Source organism: Cryobacterium sinapicolor, assembly GCF_004403465.1.
Classification (GTDB): domain Bacteria; phylum Actinomycetota; class Actinomycetes; order Actinomycetales; family Microbacteriaceae; genus Cryobacterium; species Cryobacterium sinapicolor.
In genome coordinates this window covers 43,177-68,622 of sequence record NZ_SOGQ01000011.1, presented here as the reverse complement: position 1 = coordinate 68,622, position 25,446 = coordinate 43,177, and the positions used below count along the sequence as shown (strand labels likewise).

Annotated in this window: 23 protein-coding genes; 9 read left to right on the top strand and 14 right to left on the bottom strand. The window is 69.0% G+C overall.

The genetic code is table 11. The features are described 5' to 3' along the window. Positions 1-54 precede the first annotated feature (54 nt). The 8 genes from E3T28_RS01700 (at position 55) to E3T28_RS01665 (ending at position 6,462) form a co-directional block, all read left to right on the top strand. Positions 55-1,314, top strand: a complete 1,260-nt coding sequence (locus tag E3T28_RS01700; RefSeq protein ID WP_134427296.1) for a ThiF family adenylyltransferase — start codon at positions 55-57, stop codon at positions 1,312-1,314. Beyond that, the gene (locus tag E3T28_RS01695) at positions 1,311-2,621 is read left to right on the top strand and encodes a molybdopterin molybdotransferase MoeA (RefSeq protein WP_134427294.1); all 1,311 of its coding nucleotides are present in this window, start codon (positions 1,311-1,313) and stop codon (positions 2,619-2,621) included. The genes E3T28_RS01700 and E3T28_RS01695 overlap by 4 nt, the downstream gene beginning before the upstream one ends. Then, positions 2,618-3,115, top strand: coding sequence for a cyclic pyranopterin monophosphate synthase MoaC (gene moaC, locus E3T28_RS01690; protein ID WP_134427293.1), 498 nt, complete (start codon positions 2,618-2,620; stop codon positions 3,113-3,115). The genes E3T28_RS01695 and moaC overlap by 4 nt, the downstream gene beginning before the upstream one ends. A gap of 2 nt (positions 3,116-3,117) precedes the next feature. Continuing rightward, positions 3,118-3,855: a molybdenum cofactor guanylyltransferase gene (mobA, locus tag E3T28_RS01685; protein ID WP_134427291.1), complete on the top strand. Its 738-nt coding sequence runs from the start codon at positions 3,118-3,120 to the stop codon at positions 3,853-3,855. Next, complete coding sequence (locus E3T28_RS01680; protein ID WP_134427289.1) at positions 3,852-4,163, top strand: DUF6457 domain-containing protein; 312 nt, start codon at positions 3,852-3,854, stop codon at positions 4,161-4,163. The genes mobA and E3T28_RS01680 overlap by 4 nt, the downstream gene beginning before the upstream one ends. After that, complete coding sequence (locus E3T28_RS01675) at positions 4,163-4,402, top strand: MoaD/ThiS family protein (protein WP_134427287.1); 240 nt, start codon at positions 4,163-4,165, stop codon at positions 4,400-4,402. The genes E3T28_RS01680 and E3T28_RS01675 overlap by 1 nt, the downstream gene beginning before the upstream one ends. 161 nt (positions 4,403-4,563) lie before the next feature. Continuing rightward, positions 4,564-5,889, top strand: coding sequence for an MFS transporter (locus tag E3T28_RS01670; RefSeq protein WP_134427285.1), 1,326 nt, complete (start codon positions 4,564-4,566; stop codon positions 5,887-5,889). A gap of 105 nt (positions 5,890-5,994) precedes the next feature. Beyond that, positions 5,995-6,462 (top strand): SRPBCC domain-containing protein, encoded by a 468-nt coding sequence (locus tag E3T28_RS01665; protein WP_134427283.1) that lies wholly within the window; start codon positions 5,995-5,997, stop codon positions 6,460-6,462. A 366-nt stretch (positions 6,463-6,828) separates the two neighbouring features. On the opposite strand, the gene E3T28_RS01660 is transcribed toward E3T28_RS01665, so the two are convergent. The 10 genes from E3T28_RS01660 to E3T28_RS01615 form a co-directional block, all read right to left on the bottom strand. Further along, positions 6,829-8,262, bottom strand: coding sequence for a DUF2252 domain-containing protein (locus tag E3T28_RS01660; RefSeq protein WP_134427281.1), 1,434 nt, complete (start codon positions 8,260-8,262; stop codon positions 6,829-6,831). Between the two features lie 96 nt (positions 8,263-8,358). Next, entirely contained in the window at positions 8,359-9,132 is a 774-nt protein-coding gene (narI, locus tag E3T28_RS01655) for a respiratory nitrate reductase subunit gamma (RefSeq protein ID WP_134427279.1), read from the bottom strand. After that, on the bottom strand, positions 9,129-9,821 hold the full coding sequence (narJ, locus tag E3T28_RS01650; RefSeq protein ID WP_134427277.1) for a nitrate reductase molybdenum cofactor assembly chaperone: 693 nt from the start codon (positions 9,819-9,821) through the stop codon (positions 9,129-9,131). The genes narI and narJ overlap by 4 nt, the downstream gene beginning before the upstream one ends. Further along, positions 9,818-11,497, bottom strand: a complete 1,680-nt coding sequence (gene narH / locus E3T28_RS01645) for a nitrate reductase subunit beta (protein WP_134427275.1) — start codon at positions 11,495-11,497, stop codon at positions 9,818-9,820. The genes narJ and narH overlap by 4 nt, the downstream gene beginning before the upstream one ends. Then, positions 11,498-15,283, bottom strand: coding sequence for a nitrate reductase subunit alpha (locus E3T28_RS01640; protein WP_134427273.1), 3,786 nt, complete (start codon positions 15,281-15,283; stop codon positions 11,498-11,500). A 79-nt stretch (positions 15,284-15,362) separates the two neighbouring features. After that, positions 15,363-16,094: a helix-turn-helix transcriptional regulator gene (locus E3T28_RS01635; protein WP_134427271.1), complete on the bottom strand. Its 732-nt coding sequence runs from the start codon at positions 16,092-16,094 to the stop codon at positions 15,363-15,365. After that, positions 16,091-18,010 (bottom strand): heavy metal translocating P-type ATPase, encoded by a 1,920-nt coding sequence (locus E3T28_RS01630; RefSeq protein WP_134427269.1) that lies wholly within the window; start codon positions 18,008-18,010, stop codon positions 16,091-16,093. The genes E3T28_RS01635 and E3T28_RS01630 overlap by 4 nt, the downstream gene beginning before the upstream one ends. A gap of 22 nt (positions 18,011-18,032) precedes the next feature. Next, on the bottom strand, positions 18,033-18,290 hold the full coding sequence (locus tag E3T28_RS01625; protein WP_134427267.1) for a heavy-metal-associated domain-containing protein: 258 nt from the start codon (positions 18,288-18,290) through the stop codon (positions 18,033-18,035). 45 nt (positions 18,291-18,335) lie between these two features. Continuing rightward, the gene (locus E3T28_RS01620; RefSeq protein WP_198417133.1) at positions 18,336-19,082 is read right to left on the bottom strand and encodes a Crp/Fnr family transcriptional regulator; all 747 of its coding nucleotides are present in this window, start codon (positions 19,080-19,082) and stop codon (positions 18,336-18,338) included. Continuing rightward, complete coding sequence (locus E3T28_RS01615; RefSeq protein WP_166786894.1) at positions 19,079-19,804, bottom strand: helix-turn-helix transcriptional regulator; 726 nt, start codon at positions 19,802-19,804, stop codon at positions 19,079-19,081. Before E3T28_RS01615 ends, E3T28_RS01620 begins: the two co-directional genes overlap by 4 nt. Positions 19,805-19,878: 74 nt before the next feature. Between E3T28_RS01615 and E3T28_RS01610 the strand changes: the two genes are divergently transcribed. Continuing rightward, complete coding sequence (locus E3T28_RS01610; protein WP_134427263.1) at positions 19,879-21,057, top strand: TIGR04053 family radical SAM/SPASM domain-containing protein; 1,179 nt, start codon at positions 19,879-19,881, stop codon at positions 21,055-21,057. A 72-nt stretch (positions 21,058-21,129) separates the two neighbouring features. Here the strand turns inward: E3T28_RS01610 and E3T28_RS01605 are convergent, their stop codons facing one another. Genes E3T28_RS01605 through E3T28_RS01590 form a run of 4 tightly spaced genes read right to left on the bottom strand, consistent with a single transcriptional unit; the run spans position 21,130 to position 25,434 of the window. Next, positions 21,130-21,378, bottom strand: a complete 249-nt coding sequence (locus tag E3T28_RS01605) for a hypothetical protein (RefSeq protein ID WP_134427261.1) — start codon at positions 21,376-21,378, stop codon at positions 21,130-21,132. Further along, positions 21,378-22,223 (bottom strand): slipin family protein, encoded by an 846-nt coding sequence (locus tag E3T28_RS01600; RefSeq protein ID WP_134427318.1) that lies wholly within the window; start codon positions 22,221-22,223, stop codon positions 21,378-21,380. The genes E3T28_RS01605 and E3T28_RS01600 overlap by 1 nt, the downstream gene beginning before the upstream one ends. Beyond that, positions 22,223-23,053, bottom strand: a complete 831-nt coding sequence (locus E3T28_RS01595) for a hypothetical protein (RefSeq protein WP_174776789.1) — start codon at positions 23,051-23,053, stop codon at positions 22,223-22,225. Before E3T28_RS01595 ends, E3T28_RS01600 begins: the two co-directional genes overlap by 1 nt. Further along, the gene (locus E3T28_RS01590) at positions 23,053-25,434 is read right to left on the bottom strand and encodes a nitric-oxide reductase large subunit (RefSeq protein ID WP_134427260.1); all 2,382 of its coding nucleotides are present in this window, start codon (positions 25,432-25,434) and stop codon (positions 23,053-23,055) included. The genes E3T28_RS01595 and E3T28_RS01590 overlap by 1 nt, the downstream gene beginning before the upstream one ends. Between the last annotated feature and the right edge of the window lie 12 nt (positions 25,435-25,446).

Genomic DNA, 25,446 nt, shown 5'->3' with positions numbered 1-25,446 from the left:
CAGATGACCGCCGATGGGTACGCACGGGGCACCGCCACCGCCTAGCGTGGAACCATGGCCATTCCCCCTCTCGTCGAACCGATCGCCCGCCTCAGCGGCGCCGAAGCCGTTCGCACCGCCCGCCAACGCCGCCTGCCCCAGCTCAACGAGCTCGGCCAGCGCCGCCTCGCCAACGCCCGGGTGCTCGTGCTCGGCGCTGGCGGGCTGGGCTCCCCCGCGCTGGTCTACCTGGCCGCCGCCGGCGTGGGAACGATCGGCATCGTCGACGGCGACGACGTCGAACCCAGCAATCTGCAGCGCCAGATCGTGCACGGCCAGGCGGACATCGGACGCCCCAAGGTGGTCAGCGCCGCCGAGTCGATCGTTCGGATCGCGCCGGAGGCAGTGGTCGTGCAGCATGCGGAACGGCTCGACACGGGCAACGCGGCCGCGATCATCGGCGGCTACGACGTGGTCATCGACGGCACCGACAACTTCCCCACCCGGTTCCTGGTCAACGACACCTGCGCGGCCCTGGGCCTGCCACTGGTGTGGGCATCCGTGCTCCGGTTCGACGCGCAGCTGTCGGTGTTCTGGGCCACCCCGCCGCCCGAGAGCGGCCTCACCGGGGTGCACTTGCGCGACCTGTTCCCGACACCGCCGAAGGAGGGCGAGGTGCCCAACTGCGCCGAGGCCGGCGTGCTCGGCGCGCTCTGCGGCCAGGTGGGCTCGCTGATGGCCACCGAGGCGATCAAGCTGATCGCCGGCATCGGGACCCCGTTGATCGGGCGCGTGCTCGTGATCGACGCGCTCTCGGGCCGCTTCACCGAGGTACCCCTGATCGGCACCGGCATCGCCGCCGCCGACCCGAACCCGGCCGAGAACCTCACCGCCACCCGCGCCTCAGCTCAGGCCGCGGCCGCCACTCCGGTCTGGCCGACTCTCACCCCGGTGGAACTCGTGGCCCGGCTCACCGCCCGCGCCGACGGGACCGACTCGTTCGTGCTCGTGGATGTGCGCGAGGCCGACGAGCATGCCGAGAGCTCCATCCCGGATGCCGTTCTGCTCCCGCTCGGAGAACTACTCACCGTGTCAGGCATGGCCACCCTGCCGCGGGACGTGCCGCTGGTACTGCACTGCCACCTGGGGCCGCGGGCCGAACGCGCCGCAACGGCCCTGGACGCGGCCGGTTTCACGGGCCTGACCCTGCTCGCCGGCGGGATCGTCGCCTGGGACGCGGCCGTCGACGCCCGCACCGCTCCCGGCGTCGGCAGCAAGTGGGGCGGCGACACCGTGTCCGGCGACTCGACGACCACAGCGGGGAACCGACCATGACGGGGACCGGGCACAGGCCCCAGCACGAGCACCAGCACCAGCACGACGCGGACGGGTGCACCGTGCCGGTCTCGGCCCGCAGTGTCGCCGACCAGCTCTCCTTCGTGCTCGCACGGGTCGCAGCTCTGCCGCCCGTGCTCGTGTCGCTCGACGAGGCGCTGGGTCTCGTTCTGGCCGAGGATGTTCGGAGCAGGACGGACACACCCCCCTTCGACAACTCGGCCATGGACGGCTACGCCGTGCAGCACGCCGACCTGGTGCGGGCCTCGAGTGAGCACCCGGTGACGCTGCCGGTGGTCGCCGACCTTCCGGCCGGAACCAGCCACAACCCGCAGCTGGAAGCCGGCCAGGTGGCCCGGATCATGACCGGGGCGCCGATCCCCGACGGGGCGGATGCCGTCGTGCCGATCGAGGACACCGATCAGGGCACCGACACGGTCACCATCGTGCGGGCACCGCAGCCGGCCGCGCACATCCGTCGCGCCGGCGAAGACGCCCGCGCCGGCGACACCGTGCTCACCCGCGGCTCGGTGCTCTGGCCGACCCGAGTGGCCGCGGCCGCCAGCGCCGGCACCTCGTCGCTGCGGGCGCACCCGGCCCCGCGCGTGGCCGTGATCTCCACCGGGAGCGAACTCGTCACCCCCGGCGAACCCACCCGGCGCGGTCAGATCCCCGACTCCAACTCCTACCTGCTCGCCGCGGCCGTCACCGCGGCCGGCGGGGTGCCGATCCGGCTCGGCGCGGTTCCCGACGACGAGATCACGCTCCGCAGCCTGCTGGCCGGCTTGGCCGGCACGGTGGACGCCATCGTGCTTTCCGGCGGGGTGAGCGTCGGCGCCTATGACGTCGTCAAGGCCGTGCTCGCCCCGCTCGGCACCGTATGGTTCGGACCGGTCAAGATGCAGCCCGGCAAACCCCAGGGCTTCGGCCGTTGGCCGGCCGACGCCGACGCCGTGGAGGGACCGCTCATCTTCGCCCTGCCCGGCAACCCGGTCAGCGCCTTCGTGTCGTTCGAGGTGTTCGTGCGCCCGGCCCTGCGCCGCCTCGGCGGGCATACCGACCTTTTCCGCACCACGATCTCGGCGACCGCCGGGGAGAGCTGGAACTCCCCGCCCGGACGTGCCCAGTACATGCCGGTGACCGTCGCGGGTGAGGGCGCCCGCAGAGTGGTGCGCCGGTCCGCCGCGGGCGGGTCGGGATCCCACCTCGTCGCCGGGCTCGCCCAGGCCGTCGGGCTCGCCCTGGTGCCGGAGAACGTGACTCGGATTGCCGAGGGCGACCGCGTCACTGTCATGCTGGTGACATGAGCATCCGCGATCTGAGCGCACACCCCTTCACCCATCTCGATTCCGCCGGCCAGGCCCGCATGGTCGACGTCACCGAGAAGCAGCCCACCGTGCGCAGTGCCACCGCCGCCGGATTCGTGGCCTGCGGCCCGACCGTCATCGCGGCCCTCCGCGACGGCAGCACCCCCAAGGGCGACGTGCTCGCCGTGGCCCGCATCGCCGGCATCCAGGGTGCCAAGAAGTGCGCCGACCTGCTCCCCCTCGCCCATGTGATCGGGGTGCACGGCGCCGCCGTCGACCTCGTCATCGAAGACGCCGGGGTACGCGTCACGGCCACCGTGCGCACGGCCGACCGCACCGGCGTCGAGATGGAGGCGCTGACCGCCGTCTCGGTCGCAGCCCTCGCCGTGGTCGACATGGTCAAGGGTCTCGACAAGTCCGTGATGATCGAGAACGTGCGCCTGCTCACCAAGACCGGCGGCAAGTCCGGCGACTGGCACCGCCCGAACGAGTAGCCGTGACCACGGAATCGGCGCGCGTCGACCTGATCGTGCTGGCGGGCGGCCGGGCCCGGCGCCTCGACGGCGCGGTCAAGCCCGCAATCGAGGTGGCCGGCCGCACGCTGCTCTCCCGGGTGCTGGACGCCCGGGGTCTCGCCCGGCACGTCGTCGTGGTCGGGCCGGTGGAAGCCCGTGCGGCCGTCCCGGCCGACGCCACGGCCGACCTGACCTGGACGCTCGAGGACCCACCGTTCGGCGGCCCGGTCGCCGGGATCGTGGCGGGACTCGGCGCGCTCGAGCGCGTGACCGCCGCCCGGGAGGCCTCCGCACCGCCCGGCTGGGTGTTGCTGCTGGCCTGCGACCTACCGTGGGCAGCGGATGCCGCCCGCCTGCTGGTTCCGGCGGCGACCGACCCGGGGCTGCCCGCATCCGTTCACGGCCTGCACCTGGTCGATCCGGGCGGCAGCGCGCAGTGGCTCGCCGGGATCTACCGTCTGGCGCCCCTGCGGGCGGCCGCGCACCGGCTCGGGGCCGACGCCCACGGCGCCAGCATGCACGGGCTGTTGGCCACGCTCACGCTGCGGGGCGTGCGCGACCTGGCCGGCGCCGGGAGCGACGTGGACACATGGCAGGATGTTGAAAGGAGTTCCGCACTGCTGACCAGCACCCCACAGCGGGACGATCCGACCGCGGAGCAATCCGACCGCGGAGCAATCCGACCGCGGAGCAATCCGATGAGGAGTGATACCGAATGAGCACCTCGACCCCGCTTCCCCCCGAGGCTCTCGACGACTGGCTGGTGGCCCTCGCCGCCGCCCTCGAACTCGATCCGGCCGACATCCCCGTGGGCACGCTGCTCGACGTGGCTCGCGACGTGGCGCACAACGTGGCCCGGCCCGCCGCGCCGCTGAGCACCTTTCTGGTCGGGCTGGCCGCCGCCCGGAACGGCGGCACGGTCGCCGACATCGAGGCCGCCAGCGCACGGGCGACCGAACTCGCCCTCAACTGGCCGCCGGACGAACCGGCGAATCAGCCGGGACGCCAGCCCGGAGATGCCCGCTGATGGCGACCATCCGTTTCTTCGCCGCGGCAGCCGAGGCGGCCGCCGTCGACGCGGCCACCCTCGACATCGCCACCATCGGCGACCTGCGCACCCGGCTCACCGTCCGGTACGGCGCCGAGTTCGAGCGGGTCCTCGGCCGGTGCTCCCTGCTCGTGAACGGCACGCGGGCGACGGATGACGCGGTGCCGCTCTCCGACAGCGACACCGTCGATGTGCTGCCGCCCTTCGCCGGAGGCTGACGACCGGAGGATGACGAACGGCGGCTGACGCCCCTCACCCCCGGTTCTGTTCGACCGAATCATTTTTCACGGTGTTCGCGCGTTGTCGCATTCCGGCCGCACCGCGAGGGTGGAAGCTACGCGGGCTATGTGCCCGGCAGCGCACCTAGCCGAGGAAGCCAATGTCAGTCGAAACGTCCACACAGTTCGCCTCGAAACTCAAACCGGATCTCTCCAACTGGGATCCGGAGAATGACGAGACCTGGGATCCCAAGCTCGCCTGGCGCACACTGTGGATCACCACTTTCAGCCTGACCCTGAGCTTCGCGGCCTGGTATCTCGTCAGCGCGATCGCCCCGCGCCTGAACGACATCGGATACTCCCTCGCGCCCAGCCAGCTGTACTGGCTCGTCGCCCTCCCCGGGCTGGCCGGCGGTCTGCTGCGCCTGGTCTTCATGTTCCTGCCGCCGATGATGGGAACCCGCAACCTGGTCGCCATGTCGTCGGCCCTGCTCGTGATCCCGATGCTCGGCTGGACCCTCGCCGCCCGGGACACGTCCACGCCCTACTGGGTTCTGCTTTCTTTGGCCTTCGCGGCCGGTATCGGCGGTGGAACCTTCTCCGGCTTCATGGCGTCGACCAGCTACTTCTTCCCCAAGCGCCTCGCCGGAACGGCCCTGGGCCTGCAGGCCGGCCTCGGTAACTTCGGCATCGGCCTGATGCAGTTGATTTTGCCCTGGGTCGTCGGCTTCGGCCTGCTCGGCACCGCGGCCCTCACCCCGCAGAGCAGCGCCGACGGTGACCTCGTCTGGCTGCACAACGGCGGACTCGTGCTCATCCCCTGGGCTCTGCTCGCCGTCGTCCTCGCGGTAATGTTCCTGCGGCGGGTGCCGATCACGGCTAACTTCCGCCAGCAGATGGACATCTTCGAGGTCAAGCACACCTGGATCATGACGGCCATCTACCTGATGAGCTTCGGCGCATACAGCGGTCTGGCCGCCCAGATGGGCCTGATCATCCTCAACGTCTACGGCGACTTCCCAGATGCCCCGAACCCCCTGGCCTTCGCCTTCATCGGCCCCGTCCTCGGCGCCCTGGTGCGGGCTGCGAGCGGCCCGTTCTGCGACAAGTGGGGCGGCGCGATCTTCACCTTCATCGGCGGCCTCGGCATGGTGGCGGGAACGACCGTCACCGCTTTCTTCCTCACGCCGACCAGCGTGGACGAGTTCTGGGGCTTCCTCACCGGCATGCTCATCATCTTCTTCTTCGCCGGGCTGGCCAACGCCGGCACGTTCAAGCAGATGCCGATGATCTTCCCGAAGCGTCAGGCCGGCGGCGCCATCGCCTGGACGTCCGCCATCGCGGCCTTTGGACCGTTCATCGTTGGAATCTCGCTCACCGCCATCAGCCCGACCGCGTTCTTCATCGGCTGCGCCGTGTTCTGCGTGTTCTGCACCTGGCTGGCCTGGTTCTACTACGCCCGCAAGGGTGCCCCCTTCCCCAGCTAGAACGACTCCGGCAATTCTTCGCACCGAGAAACCCCCCGCGTCCTGCTTGAAACCGCCCTGGACGCGGGGGGTTTCGTCTTGCCGAAGCGGCGTTAAGCTCTTCGCATGGACAAGCTGCACTTCACGATTCGGGTCGACGCACCCGTGCACACCGTCTGGACCACGATGCTCGACGAGTCCACCTACCGGGACTGGACCCGGACGTTCCACGAGGGGTCCCACTACGTCGGCAGCTGGGCCCAGGGAGGCCTGATCCGCTTCCTCGCCCCCGACCAGAACGGTTCCCACAGCGGGTTGGTGGCCACGGTCATCGAGAACCGGCGGGACGAGTTCATCTCTCTGGAGATCCGCGGTGAAGTGTCCCGGGGCATCGACGACACCACGAGCGCTCATGCACGACGCTTCGCGGGCGCGCACGAGGACTACTCGTTCAGCGAATCCGACGGGGTGACCACCCTGGTGGTGGAGGTCGACACCGACGAGGAATTCACGGCCATGTTCGCCGCGGACTGGCCCCGCGCCCTCGCCCGGCTCGCCGAACTCGCCGAAGAACGGGCCTCCACCGCGGACTAGCTTGGGCAGTACGACCAGCACGATGGCCGCCCATTTCGGGGCGCGGGCGACGGATGTCCGGTCGGAGATCTCCCGGTAGTTCCACCAGAGCAGGACGGCGGCGACCACGACCAGTCCGAGAACCCAGGGCAGCAGCCCTTCGGCCAGTCCCACGTGGGTCTGGACGAGAGCGGCCGTGGGGACGACGGCCTCGGTCGCGTGCAGCACGAGGGGGTGCACCGGCAAACCGAAGATGGTGTCGAGCAGCGCTTCGAACGTGGTTCTCCTCGTGGGGCGTCGCGGCGAGCACGAAAAGGGCCTGCACAGGCAATGCTAGGCACCGGTGCGGCACCCCGCCACGAAGCGCAGGCTTCGCTCACCCGCTGATCAGACGCCCTCGATCGCCCGCAGCCGGCCGGAACGCACGGCCTCGGCGAACCGGGCGTAGTCCCGGTCGTTCTGGTCGGCGTAGCGCTTGGAGAAATCGGTGACCGCCTTGTCGAACTTGTCACTCGTGCCGAGATAGGCCGCGATCGCGATCGGGTCGCCCGAGCGGGCGTGCGCCCGGGCGAGCGTCCAGCCGCACGCGCGGGCGTAGAACGACATGGCGAGTGGCTGCATGGTCTCGATCACGGCCGACCCCTTCATGTCCCGCAGCTGCCGCCAGTACAGGTAGCGGTCGTCCTGCACGCCCGTGGTCCAACCCAGGTAGATGTCGCTGGCGGCCTGCATCATCCGTTGCCCCTGCACCACGCGCTCACCCGGTTGCCGGTAGCGGCTCTTCGGCAGGTGGTCTTCCAGCACGGACGCCGTGGCCTCCTTGACCTGCAGGAAGAGGGGGTCCTGCTCGTCGCGTCCCTGGAGCAGGGCGATGAAGGACCGGGTACCGACGCTGCCGACGCCCACGACCTTGCGGGCCACGTCGACAAGCTGGAACTGCTCGAGCAGATGACGGCGGTCGTCCTGCAGCGTGGCCCGGTAGGACCGCAACTGCGCGTGCAATGCGGCCCGGGTCTCGTCGGGAGACATGCCGAAATGGTCCAGCAGCTCCCGGGCGGGGATGACGATCGGCGGCTGGCTGACGATCCGGTATTGCCCGTCGACGTACTCGGCGAGCTTGGAGTGGGCCTGCAGGCTGTCGCGGCCACGGGCCTTCGCGACGTTCCGCTGCGCGTTCTTCCCGATCGCCTCCGCCGCCTTCCGCTGCTTGCCCTTCTGGGCGCCGATCGCCAGTTGGATGGCGGCGGTCAACTCCTCCTCTGACAGTCGGGCGTACCAGATGTCCATGGTGCCCATGGTGGCGAACCTGCCCATGGCCTCGCGGTAGGAGCGCAGCGCGGCGAGCGTCGCATCACGCACGTCGGTCGCGCTGAAACCGTTGTTCCGAGCCGCGATCGTGAAGCTCGCGGACATCCGCAGCACGTCGTACTCGAACGGCCCGGGGAGCGTCTCGTCGAAGTCGTTCAGGTCGAACAGGAGACGCCGCTCCGGCGACGCGAACACGCCGAAATTGGAGAGGTGGGCGTCACCGCAGAGCTGGACGGCCAGACCGGCCCGTGGGGTGTGGCGCAGGTCTTCGGCCATGATCTTGGCCGCGCCGCGGTAGAAGGTGAACGGGGACGCCAGCATCCGGCCGTGCCGGACCGGCACCAGATCCCGCTCCCGGGTGACGTTCTGCGCCTCGAGCAGGGCGACCGGATCGGGGCGGCCGCCGGCGGGAGCCCACCCGCGGTGGCTGGTGAGGGGTGTGCGCTCCCGCGCGCTCGTGCCGCGCGCCTTGCGGTCCTCCACGCTGAGGTGCGCCACCGTGGGTGCGGTCATGATCGGCGACCTTTCTACTGCGGGTCATTCGAGGAGGGCGAACGTCTCCACGATGACCCGGCCGGCCGCCGGAGTCAACGTCTCCGGGCCGGGCGCCTAGCGGCGGCTGCCCTCCCTGTCGCGGGTGTCGCGGGGGAGTTCGCTTTTCTCCCAGCCGCGCCGGGCCTTCACAGCACCCGCTCCGCGGTGCCCGTCCCGCGAGCGGTAGACGATATAGGGCCGCACGAAGTAGCCGAGCGGCGCCGAGAAGACGTGCACCAGTCGGGTGAAGGGCCACAGCAGGAACAGCATTGTCGCGGTGAGCACGTGCAGTTGGAAGAAGAACGGCACGTCGCTCATCAGCGCCGGGTCCGGCTGGAAGCCGTAGAGGCTGCGGATCCACGGCGAGATCGACCCGCGGTAGTCGTAACCGGCCCCGAGCACCTGGTACAGCACGGTCGCGATCGTGCCGAACGCGATCGTGCCGGCGAGGAACAGGTACATGACCTTGTCCATCACGGTGGTGACCAGCTTGACCCGGGCGACCAGGCGGCGACGGACCAGCAGGATGACCAGACCGGCGATGGTCAGCACCGCGGCGACGCTGCCCAGCCAGGTGGCCCCGAGGTGGTAGATGTGCTCGGTGACGCCGAAGAACTCGAGCCACGGCTTGGGGATGAAGAGTCCGACGATGTGCCCGCCGAAGACCATCAGGATGCCGTAGTGGAACATCGGCGAACCCCAGCGCAGCCACTTGTTCTCGTAGGTCTGGCTCGACCGCGAGGTCCAGCCGAACTGGTCGAACCGGTAGCGCAGCAGGTGGCCGACGATGAAGACCACGGCGGCGGCGTAGGGGAACGCCACCCAGAGCAGAATGTCGAGCGGATTCATACCCGTACTTCCTCGCTGTTCGCGCCGGACGGCGAGAACGGTTTGAGATTGCCGAGGAAGGTCATGCCGACCGTCTCGGTCGGCGGACCCTCGTTCACCAGGTTGAGGTAGCGCTGACGCGTTTCCTCGTCGATCTTCGGCAGAGACAGGGAGACCGCCTCCACGACGTGCGAGTAGGGGCTCGGCACGGCCTCGAGCGCCGTGCGGAGCACCTCGATCCCGTCGCGGTGCGCGGCCAGCAGCTCCTGCGCGATCGGCGAGTCGCTGAGCGCCGAGAATTCGAGCACCATCGGCAGGTAGTCGGGCAGTTCATCGGCCGCGACCTCCCAGCCGGCGGCCCGGTAGGCCTCCACGAAGCGCACCAGCGCCATGCCGCGGCGGCGGGTGTCCCCCGCCGCGTAGTAGCTCAGGTACGGGCAGCACTTGCGCTTGAGGTCGAACGTCGCCGTGAAGTGGATCTCCAGCTCCTGCTGCGTCATCGCATCCGCTTCGCCCAGGAACGCCTCGAAGGCGCGGCGGAGCGGATCCGGCAGCAACGCCACCGAGGCGGCGACGGCCCCGAACCGGGCCCGTCGCTCCTCGTTGGGGTAGTCCAGCAGGATGGATGCCGCCATATGGGCCATCCGCGCGTCGTCCGCGGACAGAGGCACCGCCGTCACCTTGCGGTTCGGGAGCTTGGGGAGCTTCATGCGGGGCTACCGGTCGCGCCATCGGCCGTTCTGGGCGGGAACAGGCCCTCCGGCACACCTCCGCCGGTCCAGTTGAGCAGGTTGACCCGCCCCGGCGTGGTGGGCTTCGTGCGTTCCCCGCCCTTGCCGACCAGCTGGTTGTAGTTGTCGACGGTCGCGTTCAGCGGCATCCCGGGCGTCTTGCCGTAGGGGCCGGCCGCCGTGGCGGCGGTGGGGCCCCCCATGCCGGGGCCGCCGTCGGTGTCGAGCGAGCAGGCGAGTTCCTCCAGCTCACGCGCCGTTTCGACGTGGGCCTTGGGGATGACGTAACGGTCCTCATACTTGGCGATGGCCAGCAGGCGGTACATGGCCTCGATCTCGGTGCCGGTCATGCCGACCGCCTCCGGGATCGACTCGTCGCGCTCTCGGCCCAGGTTGATGTCGCGCATGTACGACCGCATGGCGGCGAGCTTCCGCAGCGAGGACTCGACGGGAACGACGTCCCCGGCCGAGAACAGTCCGGCGAGGTATTCCACCGGGATGCGGAGCTTGTCGATGGCGGCGAACAGGGTGCGGGCGTCCTCACCGTCGTTGTTGGTGGTCGAGATGACGTCGACCACCGGGGACAGCGGGGGGATGTACCAGACCATGGGCATGGTGCGGTATTCCGGGTGCAGCGGCAGGGCCACCTTGTATTCGGAGATGAGCTTGTAGATCGGGCTGTTCTGGGCCGCGAGGATCCAGTCGTCCTCCATGCCCTCGGCCTTCGCCGCGGCGATGACCTCAGGGTCGAACGGGTCGAGGAAGCAGGCACGCTGGGCGTCCAGGAGGTCATGCTCGTTCTCGACCGAGGCCTGTGCGAGGACCGCGTCGGCGTCGTAGAGCATCAGGCCGAGGTAGCGCAACCGGCCGACGCAGGTCTCCGAGCAGATGGTGGGCTTGCCCTGCTCGATCAACGGGTAGCAGAGAGTGCACTTCTCGGCCTTACCCGTCTTGTGGTTGAAGTAGACCTTCTTGTAGGGGCAGGCGGAGACGCACATGCGCCAGCCGCGGCATCCGTCTTCGTCGACGAGGACGATGCCGTCCTCCTCGCGCTTGTACATGGCGCCCGAGGGGCAGGCCGCGACGCAGGCAGGGTTCAGGCAGTGCTCGCAGATGCGCGGCAGGTAGAACATGAAGGTGTTCTCGAATTCCATCTTCACGTGCTCGCTCATGGTGGCGAGAATGGGGTCGTCGGCCGCGGTCTCCTGCGAGCCGCCGAGGTCGTCGTCCCAGTTGCCGGACCACTTGATGTCCATGTTCTGGCCGGTGAGCAGCGACTTGGGCCGCGCCACGGGGCTTTCCGTGCTCAGTGGAGCCTTGGTCAGCATGTCGTAGTCGTAGGTCCACGGCTCGTAGTAGTCGTCGATCACGGGGAGGTCGGGGTTGTTGAAGATGGTGGCGAGGCGCTTGATCCGGCCGCCGGAGCGCAGTTTCAGGCGTCCGCGCTTGTTGCGCTGCCAGCCGCCCTTCCACTTGTCCTGGTCTTCGTAGCGGCGCGGGTAGCCGACGCCGGGCTTGGTCTCAACGTTGTTGAACCAGACGTATTCGACGCCGGTGCGGTTGGTCCACACCTGCTTGCAGGTGACCGAACAGGTGTGGCACCCGATGCACTTGTCGAGATTCATGATCATCGACATCTGAGCCATAACGCGCATTTAGTACTCAACCTCCTGGCTGCGTCGACGGATCACGGTGACCTCGTCGCGTTGGTTCCCGGTCGGGCCGAGGTAATTGAAAGCGAAGGACAGCTGGGCATAGCCACCGATCAGGTGACTCGGCTTCAGCAGGATCCGGGTGAGCGAGTTGTTCGTACCGCCGCGCATGCCGCTGGTCTCGGCGATCGGCACGTTGATGGTGCGGTCCTTCGCGTGGTACATGTACACGGTGCCCTCGGGCATCCGGTGCGAGACGACCGCACGGGCCACGACGACGCCGTTGCGGTTGTAGGACTCGATCCACTCGTTGTCGCGCACGCCGATCTTGTCGGCGTCGAGCGGTGACATCCAGATGGTGGGTCCGCCGCGGGACAGCGACAGCATCATCAGGTTGTCCTGGTACTCGGAGTGGATCGACCACTTCGAGTGCGGGGTGAGGTAGCGCACGGCCACCTCGGCCCGGCCCTTCGAGCCGGCCGCGCCCGTGGACGACGTCGACCCGACGATGGAGTCGTCGAAGAGGCGGTGCATGTCCAGCGGCGGCCGGAAGATCGGCAGGGTCTCCCCCAGTTCGATCATCCAGTCGTGGTCGAGGTAGAAGTGCTGCCGCCCGGTGAGAGTGTGCCAGGGCTTGAGGTGCTCCACGTTGATCGTGAACGCGCTGTAGCGTCGGCCGCCGTGCTCGCTGCCGGACCACTCCGGGGAGGTGAGCACCGGCACCGGGGCACCCTGCACATCCGGGTAGGAGAAGCGTCGGCCCTCGTTGTCGCTGGCCAGGTGCGCCAGCTTCTGACCGGTGCGCTCCTCCATGCGGCGGAAGCCCTGCGTGCCGAGCCGGCCGTTGGTGGTGCCGGACAGAGCCAGCACCATTTCACAGGCCTGGATGGCGGTCTTCAGCTGGGGCCGGCCGGCCGCGGGGCCGCTCGTGACGAGACCGTTCTTCTTGGCCAGGTAGGCCACCTCGACGTCGGGGTTGAACTTGACGCCCTTGGTCATCATGCCGAACTTCTCGGTCAGCGGCCCGAGGGCGCCGAGGCGGGCGGCGAAGGCCGGGTAGTCGCGTTCGACGACGACCAGTTTGGGCATGGTCACGCCGGGCACCAGAACCTGGTCGTACTCGACGATGCCATGCGGGGCGCTCATCGCATCCGGGGTGTCGTGCAGCAGCGGAACCGCGACGAGGTCCTTGCGCACCCCGAGGTGCTCCACGCTCATCTCCGAGATCTTCTCGGCGAGGATGTGGAAGATGTCGAAGTCGGTCTTCGCCTGCCACGGCGGGGCGATCGCCGGGTTGAACGAGTGGATGAACGGGTGCATGTCGGTGGTCGACAGGTCGTTCTTCTCGTACCAGGTGGCCGGGGGCAGCACCACGTCGCTGAAGATGGTCGTGCTCGTCATACGGAAGTCGCTGGTGACCATCAGGTCGAGCTTGCCCTCGGGCGCGGTCTCGTGCCACTTCATGGTCTTCGGGCGCTTCTCGGGCGGCGATTCGGGGGCGCGCACGGCGTTCTTGGTGCCGAGCAGGTGCTTGAGGAAATACTCGTTTCCCTTGCCGGAGGAGCCGATCACATTGGCCCGCCAGACGTCGAGGATGCGCGGGAAGTTCTCCGGCGCGTCCGGGTCCTCGATCGCGTACTCGAGGGTGCCGTCGCCGAGTGACTCGACGACGTACTGGGCCGGGTCGACGCCCGCGGCGACCGCGTCGTCGACGAGGTCGAGCGAGTTGCGGTTGAAGGTGGGGTAACCGGGCATCCAGCCGCGCTTGGTCGACTCGACCAGGCAGTCGGCGGTGGTGCGGTCCTTGAAGGTGCCGGTGCCGAGCGGGCTGGAGAGGGTGTCGGCGGAGAGGCCGTCGTAGCGCCACTGGTCGGTGGCGAGGTAGAAGAAGCCGGTGCCGATCATCTGGCGGGGCGGGCGCACCCAGTCCAGGCCGAACGCGTACTGGCCGTAGCCGGTGAGCGGGCGCACCTTCTCCTGGCCGACGTAGTGAGCCCAGCCGCCGCCGTTGACGCCCTGGCAGCCGGTCATGGTGGTCAGCGCGAGGAAGGCGCGGTAGATGGTGTCGGAGTGGAACCAGTGGTTGGTTCCGGCGCCCATCAGAATCATCGATCGGCCGTTGGAGTCTTCGGCGTTCTGCGCGAACTCGCGGCCGATACGCTCGGCGGCCTGCATCGGCACCGAGGTGATGCCCTCCTGCCAGGCCGGGGTGCCGGGCGAGGTGGCGTCGTCGTAGCCGGTGGGCCAGACGCCGGGCAGTCCGGGGCGGCCGACGCCGTACTGCGCGAGCAGCAGGTCGAACACGGTGGTGACCAGTTGGCCGGCGACCATCCGCACAGGCACGCCGCGACGGATGACGCCCGCGCCTCCCGCGTGCTGCTCGCCGATCTCATCGGTCTCCGGGGCGACGTCGAACCGGGGCATGTCGATGGCGACGGACGCCTGGTCGTAGTCGGGCGCGTCCGCGATGGACAGGAGCGGGTCGACACCTTCGAGGTCGAGGTTCCACTTGCCGACATCCGTCTCGGAGAAACGGTGCCCGATCGAACCGTTGGGCACGACGACCTGGCCGTTCTGGTCGAGGAGCACCGGCTTGAACGCGGCGCTGGCGACCGTCGGGTCGAGGCCGGGCAGGGCATCCGCGGTCACGAACTTGCCGGGCACGTACGCGTCGCCGCGCTTGGTGAGGCTGATCAGGTAGGCGGAGTCGCTGTAACGCTTCATGTAGTCGACGAAGCGGGGCGTGCGACGGTCGACCAGGAATTCCTTGAGCACGACGTGGCCCATGGCCAGCGCCAGCGCGCCGTCGGTGCCGGGGTGCACGGCCAGCCACTCGTCGGCGAACTTGGAATTGTCGGCGTAGTCGGGCGAGACGGTGATGACCTTCTGGCCCTTGTAGCGGGCCTCGACCATGAAGTGCGCGTCGGGCGTGCGGGTGACCGGCACGTTGGAGCCCCACATGATCAGGTAGGACGAGTTCCACCAGTCGGCCGATTCCGGCACGTCGGTCTGGTCGCCGAACACCTGCGGGGACGCGACCGGAAGGTCGGCGTACCAGTCGTAGAACGAGAGCATGGTGCCGCCGAGCATGGAGATGAACCGGTTTCCCACCCCCTGCGAGACGATCGACATGGCGGGGATCGGCGAGAAGCCGGCGATGCGGTCGGGGCCGTACTTCTTGATGGTGTGAACGTGGGCGGCGGCGACGATCTCGGACGCCTCGTCCCAGCTGGTGCGGACCAGGCCGCCCTTGCCGCGGGCGCTCTTGTAGGCGCGGGCGCTCTCGGGGTCACCGGTGACCTCGGCCCAGGCGAGCACCGGGTCGCCGGTGCGGGCCTTCGCCGCGCGGAAGAGGTCGAGCAGCACACCGCGCACATAGGGGTACTTGACCCGGGTCGGCGAGTAGGTGTACCAGCTGAAGGCGGCGCCGCGGGGGCAGCCGCGGGGCTCGTATTCGGGTGAGTCCGGGCCGACGGAGGGGTAGTCGGTCTGCTGGGTCTCCCAGGTGATGATGCCGTCCTTGACGTACACCTTCCAGGAGCAGGAGCCGGTGCAATTCACGCCGTGGGTGGACCGGACCTCCTTGTCATGGGTCCAGCGGTCGCGGTAGAACGAGTCGGCGTCGCGGCCGCCCTCGAGGAACACTGACCGCAGGTCGGGGGACGCCTTGCCTCGGCGCAGGAAGCGCCCGAGCTTCAGGATCGTGTCGTCGATCGGGCCGTCGAGGCCGGGCTTGCCCGGCTGGGTCTTGGCCGGCTTGACGAAGGCCGAATTCTTGAGTGATTTCACAACGTACCCCTTGCACTGCCCGGGGTCGCCATGGACGGCAACCACCCTCGGAGTCCAGTCTCAGGGGTGGTGAAATTCGCTACAAGCCGGAAACACCGTGACAAATGATTGCCGGCTTGGACTGTTCTTCGACGGCGGGTTCGGCGGTCGGCCCGAGCGTGGGTTCGGCGTCGGTGCCAGATTTTGCGTCGGACCGGTGCAGGTCGAGGGTGCAGGTGTCGGGTGCGACCAGCGGATGCAGCGCGTCGGCGCTCAGGGGACCCTCTGTCACCTCGAGCAGGGTTTTCAGCAGTCCGAAGTGCACCCGGCAGACCTCGGGGTGCGCCTTGACCATCTCGCTGTACGGGCACTCGTGCAGGTGCACCCGGTTGCCGTCGGTGCCGTCGATCTCGAGCCGCGCGTCGAAGCCGGACTGGTCGAGGTGGTCGTCGAGGGCGTCCAGTTGCCGTTGCAGCGGCGAGTGGATCACGGCCTCGACCCGCAGCATCCGCCGCACCTGATCACCGTTGCGCTCCGCGGCCTCCACCTTCGCCGCCCGGATGGAACCGTCGGCGCGGTCCGGACCGGCGGCGGTGGCGCTGTACAGCATCCGGGGCCGACCCTTGGAGTCCTTGCTCTCCGGCTGGCAGGTGACGAAACCGTCACCGATCAGGCGCTGCAGGTGCTCGCGGGCCGTGTTGTGGTGCAGGCCGGTGGCCTCGGCCAGGTCGCCCACCGTCATCGTTCCGCGCTGCTGCAGGAAGAAAAGCAGCTGGATCCTGCTGAAGGACGCGAGGGTGCGGTAGCTCGAGGAGGGGGTGGACGGCGTCACCTGTTCATCATCTCTGTATTCTCCGATTTCTCAGATTCTTCGACAGACTTCACATGCGATTCGGACGAAGCACGGCGCAGCAGGCGCATCGCATTCACGATCACGATCAGCACGGATGCCTCGTGCACGAGCATGCCGACGGCCATCGTCACGCCGCCGAACAGCACCCCGGCCAGCAGCAGGGCCACCGTGACCAGGGCGAGGGCCACGTTCTGGTGCATGACGCGCACGGTGCGGCGAGCGAGGTCGATGGCGGCGGGGAGCATCAGCAGGTTGTCGCCCATCAGGGCGATGTCGGCGGTCTCGACCGCGACGGCGGAACCGGCAGCGCCCATCGCGATGCCGATATCCGCCGTGGCCAGGGCCGGAGCGTCGTTGACGCCGTCTCCCACCATCGCCACCACGTGGCCGTCCCGCCGGAGCCCGGCGACGACGTCGAGCTTGTCTTCGGGCAGCACGGACGACCACACCTCGTCGATCCCGACCTCGGCGCCCACGGCCTGCGCCACGACCGGGCCGTCGCCGGTGAGCATGACGACCCGGGCGACGCCGGCCGCGTGCAGTGCGGCCACCATGTCGGGGGCGTCGGCACGCACCTCGTCGGCAACGGCCAGGACCCCGGCGATGACGCCGTCGAGCACGACGATCAGCGGGGTGCGCCCGCGCGCAGCGAGTTCGTCGGCCACCGTCGTGGCGGCATCCGTGCCCGCGATCGTGTGGGTTCGGAGCAGGGCCGGGTTGCCGATCAGCACGCTGCGGCCGGCCACACTGGCGACGATGCCGTGTCCGGGCACCGAGGTGATGTGCTCGGGCAGGGTGACCGGCCCCGAGGATCCCTCCCTCGCGGCCGCCTGCACGATCGCTCCTGCCAGCGGATGCTCGGAGCCGGCCTCCGCCCTCGCTGCCCAGTCGAGCACCTCGGAACGGGTCAGGTCGGGGTTCAACACCACGACATCCGTCACAGCCGGCCGGCCTCGGGTGAGGGTGCCGGTCTTGTCGACGGCGACGACCGTGATCCTCGCGGATGTCTCGAGGAACTCGCCGCCCTTGATCAGGATTCCCAGCTGCGCGGCGCGGCCGATCCCGGCGACGATCGCGACCGGGATGGAGATGACCAGGGCGCCGGGGCAGCCGATCACGAGCAGGGTCAGCGCCAGGAACACGTCGCCAGTCACCAGCCCGACCACGATGAAGAGCACCAGGATGCCGGGGGTGTACCAGGCCGAGAACCGGTCCATGAAGACCTGGGTCGGGGCGGTGGCCTCCTGGGCCTCCTCGACCCGGTGCACGATGTGGGCCAGGGTGGTGGCCGCGCCGACCTCGGTGGCCAGCACCTGCAGGAAGCCGCCGGTCGAGATCGTGCCGGCGAAGACGCGGTCGCCGGCGCCCTTCTCGGCCGGGCGGGACTCCCCCGTGATGGAGGCCTCGTCGAGCGTGCCGGTGCCCTGCTGCACAGTGCCGTCGACGGGCACCCGCGCGCCGTTCTTGACCAGAACGGTCTCCCCGGTCTGCACGGACCCGGCCGGGACCTCGAGCTGCTCATTGTTCCGCAGTACGAGGGCGACGTCCGGGGCGAGGGCCACGAGCGCGGTCAGGGCGGAGCGGGTGCGGTTGAGGGTGGCCGTTTCGAGAGCGTGCCCGATCGCGAACAGGAAGGTCACGGCGGCGGCCTCCCAGTATTCGCCGAGCACGAGGGCTCCGACGGCGGCGACGGTGACGAGCAGGTCGATGCCGACGACCCGGCCACGCAGCGCCCGCCCGGCGGTTCTCGCGATCGGGAAGCCGGCGACCGCCGCGGCCGCCACCATCGCCGCGCTGGCGACGAGGGGCGGGTACGGCAGGAGGCCGAGCAGCCAGGATAGGGCGATCAAGCCGCCGGAGACGATGGGGATCAGGTAGCGGCGCACGATGGTCATGTCACTCCCCCCAATCCATCGGTCAGAACGCAGCCAGGCGGGCGGTGTAGCCGGCCTTGCCGACGGTGGCGATGAGGGCATCCGTGCTGACGACGGCCGGGTCGTGGTCGATCTCGATCCGCGCGGTGGCGAAGAACACGGTCACGGCGCTGACTCCGGCGAGGCGGCCGATCTGCTTCTCGATCTTGGCGACGCAGGATGGGCAGGAGAAGCCGTCGGCCCGCAGGATGGTGTGCACGGTGGACGGGGTGGAGGTCGGGGTTGCAGTGTGTGTTGTCATGACTACGACGTTACGAACCCGGGGCGGCGGCAACCATGACGGTCGTCACTTTGACGCAACCAGTCCGGCACGGTCGATCACGGCGGTCCACCGCCGCCCGGAATCGATGAGACCGTGCCGGCGCAGGCCGCTCATGGCCCGGGACACCGACTCGGCGCTCGTGCCGGTCATGGCGGCCAGGTCGGCACGGGTCAGCGGCAACTGGATCAGGGTCGTTCCGGCGCCCTCCCCCGGCACGCCGAAGGTGTCGGCGAGTCGCAGCAGGGTCGCTGCCACCCGTGCGGTGACGGTGGCGGAGGCCTGCTCGGCCTCCATCGACCTGGCTCGGTGCAGGCGGTCGACGATGACGTCGAGCACGCGCAGCGCCACCGATGGGTGTGTCAGCAGCAGCTGCCGGAAGGCGCCGGATTCGAGGCGCAGGGCGCAGGTGGTGACCAGCGCCACGGCCGTTTCGGGGTACCGGCCCGCGTCCAGCGCGGTCAGGCTGCCCAGCAGGTCGCCCGGGCCGAGGAAGTCGAGGCTCGTGGACTGCCCGGACGCGGTCGAGCGGAACGCCTTCGCCTGGCCGGCCGCGAGCAGGTACACGTGCTCGGACGGCTCGCCCGCGGTGAACAGCGTGTCTCCGGGACCCCAGGAGAGCGACAGCATCCGGTCGGCCAGGTCGGCCAGCTCGCCGGCCGACAGGTCCTGGAAGATCGGGATCTGGCCGAGAATCGTGTTCCGTATGCCGGAGGAGCACGGATGCGGCTGCGCACAGGTGCTGCGGAGCGGCGTGCGCCGGGCCTCGCTCACGGCTTCATCGCCGGGAGGGCGAGGTGGGCGAGGCAGACGCCCGGGCGGGCGAACGGTTCGAGGGTGACGGTGACTCCCGGTGCCTGCAGGCGTTCGAGGGCGCCCTCCATCAGGCCGCGGTGCACCGCGCAGACGACGTCGCTGTGGTCCTTGGCCACATCGAGGAACGGGCAGCGGTGCAGTTCGATCACGACGTCGTCCGGGCCGGCGTCGTCCGGGCCGGCGGCGGCAGCGTCGACACCGGCAGCTCCGGCAGCTCCGGCAGAACCGAGGCGCGGCTCGAAGCCGACCTCGTCGAGGATCTGCACGATGCGCCCGACCGATTCGCCGGGCCCGGACTCCGACGCGGTCAGCTGCCGGCCCCAGCGCCGACCGGCCTCCGCGGCCGCGTCCGAGGGAGCGTCCCTGCCCAACCCGCCGGCCAGGAGGCCGGCGAGAAGGCGGTAGGAGTCGTCGGGCACTTGGGCAACGGGGGCCGTGGCCAGAAAGAGCAGCCGGGGACGCCCGGGGCGCACGCGAGCCTCGACGGTCCCGGTTGCCAGGCCGACCTCGACCAGGCGATCGAGGTGGGACCGGACCGTGTTGGTGTGCAGCCCCACCGCCTCGGCGATGGCGGGCACGTCCAGCGGCGCATCGGCCGCGCGCAGGATCTCGAGGATGGCCACCCGGCTGATGCCGGAGAGCACGCGGTGGGTGCGGGCGTCAAGCGGTGGGATAGGCACAGAATGAGTTTTCCCTATATGTATGGTAAAAACAAATGAGGGCCGAAATTCGGCGCTGAGCTAGGACTTCCCTCATGACTGATACCCACGTGCGCCCCATCCGGCTGCTGCACCACGACACCGCCGAACGGCCCTTCATCGTCATCTGGGAGGTGACGCGTGCCTGTCAGCTGGTGTGCACCCACTGCCGGGCGGACGCCATCCGCACCCGCAATCCGTTCGAGTTGAGCACGGACCAGGGTCGCAAGCTGCTGGACGACCTCGCCGCCTTCGGCACGCCGCGTCCCCTGGTCGTTCTCACCGGCGGCGACCCGTTCGAGCGCCCCGACCTGCCGGAGCTCGTCGCCCACGGCACCGGCCTCGGCCTGAGCATGGCCCTCTCCCCCTCGGTCACCCCGCGCCTCACCCGCGAAGTCCTGGTCGAGCTCCACGACGCCGGAGCCAAGGCCATCTCGCTCTCGTTGGACGGCGCCTCGGCGGCCACCCATGACGCCTTCCGCGGAGTCGACGGCGTCTTCGACGACACCATGATCGCCGCCAAGATGGTGCGCGAGGTCGGTTACCGGCTGCAGATCAACACGACCGTCACCCGCGACACCGTGCACGAGCTGCCCGGCATCCTGAAGACCGTCCTCGAGCTCGGCACCACCCTCTGGAGCGTCTTCTTCCTCGTGCCCACGGGCCGCGGCAAGCTTCTCAATGCCCTGACCGCAGACGAGGAGGAGGAGGTGCTGCACTGGCTGCACGACGTCTCCGACCTGGTCGCCATCAAGGCGACCGAGGCCGCCCACTACCGGCGCATCGCCATTCAGCGGGCCGACGTGGACGACAGCACGGACCTCGACACCGCGTTCCCGGTCGGACCCCTGCGGGCCTCACTGCGGGAGGCCACGGATGAGGTGCTCACGGGCGAGGAGCCGAGACGGCGGCGGCCGCGGGCACCCCTCGACGTCAATTCCGGGCGCGGGTTCGCCTTCGTCGACCATGTCGGTCTCGTGTACCCGAGCGGTTTCCTGCCCGTGTCCGTGGGGTCGGTGCACGAGCAGCCCTTCTCCGAGATCTACCGGGAGGCGCAGCTACTCCAGGAGCTGCGCACCCCGGACCTCTTCGGCGGCCGGTGTGGTCACTGCGAATTCCGCGCGGTCTGCGGCGGCTCCCGCTCGCACGCCTACGCGGTGACCGGAGACCCTCTGGCCGAGGATCCCAGCTGCGCCTACCAGCCCAGCAGCGACAGTGTGCTCGCGGTCCAGTAGCGCATCAGACGCAGAAGCGCCCGGCCGAGAATTCGGCCGGGCGCTTCTGCGTGCGGGAGGGACGTGGGTCGCTCAGTCCAGGTGGTGCTTGCCCTTGACCCAGCGCAGGGCGCCGAGGATCCCGACGGCCACTCCGAGCATCCCGACGATCATGCCCACAAAGAGCCAAACGAAGAGCGGCTCCAGGCCGCCGACCGTCTGGTCGACCCCGACCATCGTGCCGCCGAGGAACCCGAAGATGGGTGCGAAGATGCCGACGAAGCCTCCGATCAGCATCAGACGGATGCTGAGGGTGCGGTCGGTCGAGTCGGTGTCGGCCATCAGGCGGGAACCTCCGTTGTCGGTGATGCGACGGCCGCGACCGCGGTTGCGACGGCGGCGGCGAATGCCGCGGCGGTCTCCGCCGGGTCCGGCAGGGCCTTGTTGTTGAGGAACGGGCCGAGGATGTCCATCGGCAGCGGGAAGACCACGGTCGACTTCTGGTCGGCGCCCAGCTCGAGCAGGGTCTGCAGGTAGCGCAGCTGAAGCGACGCGGGATTGCGGCTCAGGATTTCCGCCGCCTGCCCCAGCTCCTCCGACGCCTGCAGTTCACCGTGGGCGTTGATGATCTTCGCCCGGCGATCCCGCTCGGCTTCGGCCTCACGGGCCATGGCGCGCTGCATCGCCTGCGGAATCTCGACATCCTTGATCTCGACGACCTTCACCTGCACACCCCAGGGTTCGGTCTGCGCGTTGATGTTGCGGGCGAGGTCCTCGTTCAGGTCCGCGCGATGCGCCAGCAGCGTGTCCAGATCGGACCGGCCGACGACCGAGCGCAGGGTCGTCTGGGCCATCTGCGAGGTGGCGATGGCGTGGTTCTCGACCGCCATCACCGACCGGACCGGGTCGGTGACTTGGAACAGGACGACGGCGTTGACCCGGGCCGGAACGTTGTCCTTGGTGATGACTTCCTGCGGCGGGATCGTCAGGGTCACGATCCGGAGGTCGACCCGCACCATCTTGTCCAGCCCGGGGAAGACCATCTGAACACCCGGCGCCCGCACCGCGCGCAGCCGGCCGAAACGAAACGCCACGCCCCGCTCGTACTCCTGGAGAACCTTGAAGGATGCCGCCAGCCAGACGAGCAGGAGCGCCACCACGATCAGGGCCGCGATCTGCCAGGCCATCACGAGTTGCCCCTCCGGCTCCAGCCCGCGGCGGGGCCGGCCCGGCCCGGGTCGGCCCGGCCCGGGTCGGCCTCCGTCTCCAGTTCAGCCCAACGGGCCGCGAATGAGGCGTTCACTGTGTTTCCTTCCATCGTTTCCGAATCGGCGCCGGTCTGCTCCGACGCCCTGACGCTCGCGTACGGTTCGATCCGAACCGGCCGCGGGCCCGTCTTTCTGATGCTGCCGTAGCCGCTGCGCCGTGCTGCCTCGAGGGCCGCCGTGGCCGCACGGGCCTCGACGTTCTCGTCGAGGCCCACGATCTTGAGATGCTCGGGGAAGCGAGCGGGGGTGCGGCGCAGGTGTGACCACAACGGCCAGCTGCCGGCCGCGATGAGCGCCGAGGCCGCACCGAGGATCACCAGTTCCACACCCGTGCGGTTCTGGAACATGGACGCGAGCGGCCAGATGAGCCCGAGCACCACGACGGAGCAGGCGATCCCGCGATGGAACCGCTCCGCCTCCGAACTGGGCCAGGGGTCGATGTTGCGTGCCAGCTGCCGACCGGCGTCCGAGGTGGTGCAGGTGTGCTTGACCGGGCAGGGGTTGCAGACCGTGGGGCTGGCCTGATACCGCGTCACCCGGTTGTCCGGATCGAAGGAGATCGGCCAGAGCCACTGATCCTCCTGGCACTTCCAGGCGTCGTGGTTTGCCTGGTACTCGAACCCGCTGGAACTCATGGCGGTGGTTTTCGCCCCGGTGCGCCGCGCCAGGAGGTCCAGCACGTGTGCCACGGCCAGCAGGAAGCCGCCGTAGACAAGCGCGAACCAGACCTCCGGGTTGATGGCTGCCATCACGCGCCGCCGCCCGGGCGGTCCCCACCGTCCTCTCCGATGCCGGTACCGGTGCCGGTGCCGGTGGAACGGTGGTCGGAGGAGTATCCGGATGTGGGCTCCGCGCCGCCGGTGAACGTCGCGCCGGTGGGGACAGCCTCGACGAACAGGGCCTCCATCGGCACGTCGTGCGTGGTGGCCTTGATGCGGTAGCGCACCCCGAGCCAGGTGATCCAGACGAACGGCATCACGCCTCCGACGATGAAGACGATGTCACCGGGCATCCTCAGCCATTCGAGAACGGCGTTGCCGGGCTCGTTGATGAAGTTCAGGCTGCGGGCTTCGAAGTACCCGTCGTTGATGGAGTGCCACAGCTGGATGACGCCGAGCGGCAGCAGCGTGGCGAACGTCATCCAGGCCAGGCCGATGTTCAGGCACCAGAACGAGATCTTCGCGAGCTTGTCCGGCCAGCGCTGGGCCGGGATCAGGTAGCGCAGGGCGAAGAGCGACAGACCGACGCCCATCATTCCGTACACGCCCATCATCGCCGCATGGGCGTGGTTGGCCGTCAGCGCGGTGCCGATCTCGTAGTAGGAGACGATCGGCAGGTTGATCAGGAACCCGAAGACGCCGGCACCGAGGAAGTTCCAGAATCCGACCGCGACGAGGAACATCACGGCCCAGCGGTGCGGGAACGGAGCCGAACTGCGCGACTCCTGCCGGGCACCGAGTTGGAGGAAGCTCCAGGCCTCGATCGTCAGGAAGGTCAACGGGATGACTTCCAGGGCGGAGAAGAAGGCACCCAGAGCCATGTGCTCGACCGGGGTCCCCGAGAAGTACAGGTGGTGCATGGTGCCCAGGATGCCACCGGCGGAATACAGGATGACGTCGAGCAGAATGATCTGCATCGCGATCTTGCGGTTCACGACTCCGAGCATGACGAAGATGTAGGCCACCATCACGGTCGTGAACAGTTCCAGGAAGTCCTCAACCCAGAGGTGAACCACCCAGAAGCGCCAGAACTCGGCGACGCTCAGGTGCACCTCGGTGCCGGCCAGCATGCCGACCGCGTAGAAGGCGGGGATCGCGAGGCCGGCGTAGAAGAAGAGCCACGGCAGGTTGAAGCGGTGCTCCGACTTCAGACGCGCACGGATGCCACGGTAGATGATCGCGATCCAGAGGAAGAGTCCGACGACGAGCATGCCCTGCCACACCTTGGGCAGGTCGATGTACTCCCACTGCATGTCCCAGAACGGCGAGCCCTTGGCGGCCTCGACGCCGAAGATGCTCAGGGCCTCTCCCACGAACGATCCGACGATGACCAGGGCGAGGGCCCCGAGCAGGCCGTAGGCCAGCCAGTGCTGACGCTTGGGTTCACGCCCGGAGATATACGGGGCGAGGAAGATTCCGGCGGCCAGGAACGAGGTGGCCGTCCACAGCAACGAGAGCTGCACGTGCCAGGTTCGGGCGAGGTTGAACGGGAGCAGCTGGGCCAGGTCGATGCCGAAGAAGCTGGACAGGTCCACCCGGTAGTGCTCGATGGCGGCACCCAGGAAGGCCTGGCCCAGAAACATCAAAGCCACCACGAAGAAGAACCAGGCCGTGGCGGACTGGGCCGGTGTCACGGCCACCTCCCCCGGCTGGCGGAAGGACAGGGCGGGCGTTTCTTCCCCGTGCTGCCACCCCATCCTCTTGCTCCAGCGGCCATAGAGGCCGAAGAGGGCGCCGAGGGCGACCATCAGGGCGATCAGCGACAGACCGCTCCACACGATGATGTCGGCGGTCGGCACGTTGTCCACGAGCGGCTCGGCCGGCCAGTTGTTCGTGTAGGAGTAGTTGTGTCCGGGCCGCTCGGCGGACGCCGCCCAGGACGTCCAGGCGAAGAAGGCGGTCAGGTCGTGAATGTCCGCCGAGTCCGTGATGGCATTCGGGATCAGGCCGTACTGCGTGGTCGGGGACCCGAAGAATTCGGCGTAGTGCTGCTTGAGGGTGCCGAAGGCCTGGATCTGCAGATCGGTGAATTCGAGGTCGCCGGTGGCCTTGTCGTAGCGGTTGGTCCGCATCATCTCAACGAGGGCACCCTGCGGGTCCTGAATTCCGGACGCGGTCAGGGCCTCGAGCACCTCGGTCGAGGATCGCCGCAGGTAGTCGGCCGTGTAGTCCGGTCCGAGGTAGCCGCCGTGGCCCAGGATCGAGCCGTACTGCTGCAGACCGCGCCGCACGAAGGTCTGCTGGCCCGCGGTGATGTCCTCCGTTGTGAAGACGACCTCACCCTGCGAGTCGACGACCTGCTTGGGCTGGGGCATCGAGTCCGTATAGGTCCGGAGGGCCAGGAAGCCCATCACGGCGAACCCGAAGACCATCACCATGGCTACGCCCTGCAGCCATCCTTTGGAAACCATCAACTCCGATCG